The sequence below is a fragment of the Nostoc sp. CHAB 5715 genome, from assembly GCF_020829685.1.
Taxonomy (GTDB): domain Bacteria; phylum Cyanobacteriota; class Cyanobacteriia; order Cyanobacteriales; family Nostocaceae; genus Nostoc.
In genome coordinates, this window is sequence record NZ_JAIVFR010000818.1 from 1 (window position 1) to 3486 (window position 3486).

Annotated in this window: 2 protein-coding genes and 1 pseudogene; all 3 read right to left on the reverse strand. The window is 39.2% G+C overall.

Going from position 1 to position 3486, the window contains the following annotated elements; translation table 11 throughout:
- Positions 1-243 precede the first annotated feature (243 nt).
- Positions 244-1011: pseudogene (locus LC574_RS31840) on the reverse strand (phosphatase PAP2 family protein).
- A gap of 149 nt (positions 1012-1160) precedes the next feature.
- Positions 1161-2402, reverse strand: coding sequence for a hypothetical protein (locus tag LC574_RS31845; RefSeq protein WP_229457559.1), 1242 nt, complete (start codon positions 2400-2402; stop codon positions 1161-1163).
- A 318-nt stretch (positions 2403-2720) separates the two neighbouring features.
- Positions 2721-3455, reverse strand: coding sequence for a redoxin family protein (locus LC574_RS31850; RefSeq protein WP_229457560.1), 735 nt, complete (start codon positions 3453-3455; stop codon positions 2721-2723).
- Positions 3456-3486: the final 31 nt, after the last annotated feature.

Sequence of the window (3486 nt, forward strand, 5' to 3'; positions counted from 1 at the left end):
CTTGAAAAAGGGTGAAGTGAATTCGTTTATCCCGAACGGATCGCAAGACATAGTAGACGCACGAGTAATCAATGCATCTACCAAGAAAGCCGGGGCTATTTCATTCTCATCTAGCCCGCCTCAGAATGAATTCTGAGTCTAATAGCGAAAGTCGTCTAAAGACGACTGAGAAAAGATTATAGTTTGATTTTTTTCTGTGTCTATGCGTCAGCCTAAACAATAAGCCTTTAAGCGGACATAATATTACTCCTCAGTTATCAACTTTCTTTCTTCAGGGAGTAAGGTAGTTTCATCTTTCGGGCGATCGCCATCTACCGATTTGGCTATAGTTATATAGGGTTTGATAATTAGACTGACGCCAATTGTCCAACCTAATGCAACCATCCAACCCGCGAGAACGTCACTGGGAAAATGTACCCCCAGATAGAAACGACACCACCCAAAAGCTATTACATATCAGCTGCCGAAGATGAGAACCAACCAGCGCCAGGAGCTATCCCAAGTTAAGAATAGCAAAATTGCTACTACAGTTATACTCGCCATAGCATGACCACTGGGAAATGCAAAACTAGACTCAGGCGCAATAGACTGCCACAATTGTGGACGCACTCGATGCATTAATTCCTTTGCTGTGCGGTTGATAATCACACTTCCCACTGAGACGGTGAGTAAATAAGCTAGCGATCGCCAGCGTTTTTGAAGTAATAATATAAGTGCGATCGCACCTAAAATCGGTATCGCCGTCCAAGGCTCTCCAATTCTCGCTAGCGTCACGGCAAAAACATCAAGCTGTGGGTTTGCTGTAGAATGAACTGCTAACAGAATAGGCACATCCCACGGGTAGCCAGCTTTATTCTCCCATATCTTCACTGTCAGAATTTCAAAAACCTGCAAAGGTAAGTAAACTCCTATCAAGAGGAGTAAGAGCGATCGCCAACGGGCAATCAACAGATTTTTGAGAAAAGAAAGAGGCGACTGACTCTCTTTATTGGCTTTTTGCACTTTTTCCATATTAAGTTATTGTAATCAATTAACGTAGAAGTTATTTCTCAATGTCATCTATCAGTAGACAGTTTTAGTTACTTTGACTCATGAACACCAAACAAATTTAATAATGTTGTTTGGAGCCAAGCATGACGAAAGTTTCACTATTTCACCGATTACAAAATATTAGTATTTTGGGAAGCTCCACAATGTTTACAATAGGACAAATGTTTATAAGTAAGATTATGACAGTTTTGACATTCAATGTCTTGATAATAACCACAGTGCGGACAGTAAGTATCAAGGTGTCGAATTTTCTTGGCGCAATTTACACAGCGTGATTTTTGGACTCGGCTAGCTGCCTGGACTTTAACATTAAAGACAAATTTTTGAAAAAACTGGATAATTCCAAAACCGATAACTGGAATCAGCAAGATATAAGCATAATTTACCAGGAAAAGTAAACCACCAAAAAGGGTGCTAATGATATCAAAGAGAAATTTAAATATTGCCCCGATTTGAAGAAATTCAAATATTTTAACGATTAGTGGGATAAAAAAGATAACTAGCAAATGCCAGCTAATTAGCGAGATCAGTCCATATCCTCTTCTTTGGGCAAATTTGTGGACTGATAAGGCAATGATAATCAACGGTAAAAGAAAGAAGGACTGAAAAGCAAGCTGAATACTTGGATACCAAAATGATGCCTGCTGATAGCCTTTGTCAACTTCCCGGAATTGATTATCATCTTTAATAAAGGCTATAAAACTAATGCTTTCCGGTTTGGCAAGCAGTTCATTTTTAAGAGTAGAATTTTCTTGTTTAAGGGTAGAAATTTGGCGATTATTTTGTTCTAATGTTTGTTTAGCTTTTTCAGCACTGATTTGATTAATTGATTGTTCACGACCCTGACCTGCAATTTTTTCTAATAACGTTGAGTCATATTGGGCTTTAATAGTGCGATTGGCTTGTTCAAGCGAACTGATTTTCGCTTGTTTCTGAGCAATATTTTTGATGATTTGCTGCTTTTGCGGATTGTTAATTTTATCTTTGTAGTCGGCATATTGCAAACACGTTTTAGAAACCTTACCCAGATGTCCTGCTTCGGCTTGTTGATAGTTTCGCTGAAAACTGAGTTTATTATTCGGATTATCTGGTAATGAAAGTTTAACAATTTCATAGTCTTTATCTTGAGTGGTTTTTGTCCGGTAATTTTGCCACTCTGAATAACATGGATAAGCCTCGGTCGGGCTGATATGCCATCTGCTAATATCATCAAGTCCGGTAAAAACATTAATCAAAATAAAAATATCAATTAAAATAATGACAATCAAACTTACTTTATTCAGTGGTTCGTTGTTGATTGTCCTTGAGTTACTAAAAAATTGGCTCAAAATTCGGCGGATTCTAGCAAACATATTGTATTTTGAATAAATGGAAATTCAATCCGTAACTCAAAACAGAAGAATGGCGATCTTTGAATACGTTGTAGGGATGCACATCTGTGCATTGGTGTCAACTTAAGCTAGAAATAGCTTAACTGTTGGCTTTCTCACCCGCCTGGAACTAAAGTTCAAGGCTAACAGCTAAAGTCTACTAAAGTAGACTAAAAATTTTTGAGTATATTTAGTCATCAACAGATGACTTTTGCTATTAGCAAGGAACTTCAGTTCCTTGCGGGACATGACTTTTAAGTTAAGTTGACACGTATGACATCTGTGCGCCCCTAGTGAAAACTATTTAGCAGCAAAGTAGGCTTCTAATGCCTCAGAACCACCAATTAATTTTCCATCGATAAATACTTGGGGAACTGTTGTCGCACCTGTAACTGCTCGTAACGAACGTGTGGTGATATCCTTACCCAAGGTAATTTCTTCGTAGTTGATACCATGTTCCTTGAGCATTGTCTTGGCACGCGCACAGAAGGGACAACCGACTTTGGCAAACAGAGAAACGAGTTCGGGCTTCACTGCTTGGGGGTTGATATATCTGAGCATTGTCTCAGCATCGGATACCTTAAAGGGATCTCCTGGCTCGTCTGGCTCAATAAACATTTGGTTAATTACACCATCTCTTACCAGCATCGAGTAGCGCCACGATCGCTTCCCAAACCCTAAGTCTGATTTATCTACAAGCATACCCATCCCTTCAGTAAATTCACCATTACCATCGGGAATGAGTGTGATATTTTCTGCTTCTTGAACTTTTGCCCATTCGTTCATTACAAAGGCATCATTGACAGAAATACAGATAATGTCATCGACACCATTTTGTTTGAAAACCCCAGCCAATTCGTTATAACCAGGGAGATGAGTTGATGAACAAGTCGGAGTATAAGCACCTGGTAAGGAGAAGACAACCACTGTCTTATCAGCAAACAATTGATCGGTTGTCACATCCACCCATTGGTCGCCTTTACGAGTATGAAAAGTGACATTGGGAATTCTTTGTCCTCGGCGATTGGGGAACATAATTTTGCTTGCCTTTAGTAATGAACGAATG

What these genes read in the sequence shown, in the direction of transcription:
- LC574_RS31845 (WP_229457559.1), bottom strand. Translation starts at nt 2,402, where the DNA reads ATGTTTGCTAGAATCCGCCGAATTTTGAGCCAATTTTTTAGTAACTCA.
- LC574_RS31850 (WP_229457560.1), bottom strand. Translation starts at nt 3,455, where the DNA reads ATGTTCCCCAATCGCCGAGGACAAAGAATTCCCAATGTCACTTTTCAT.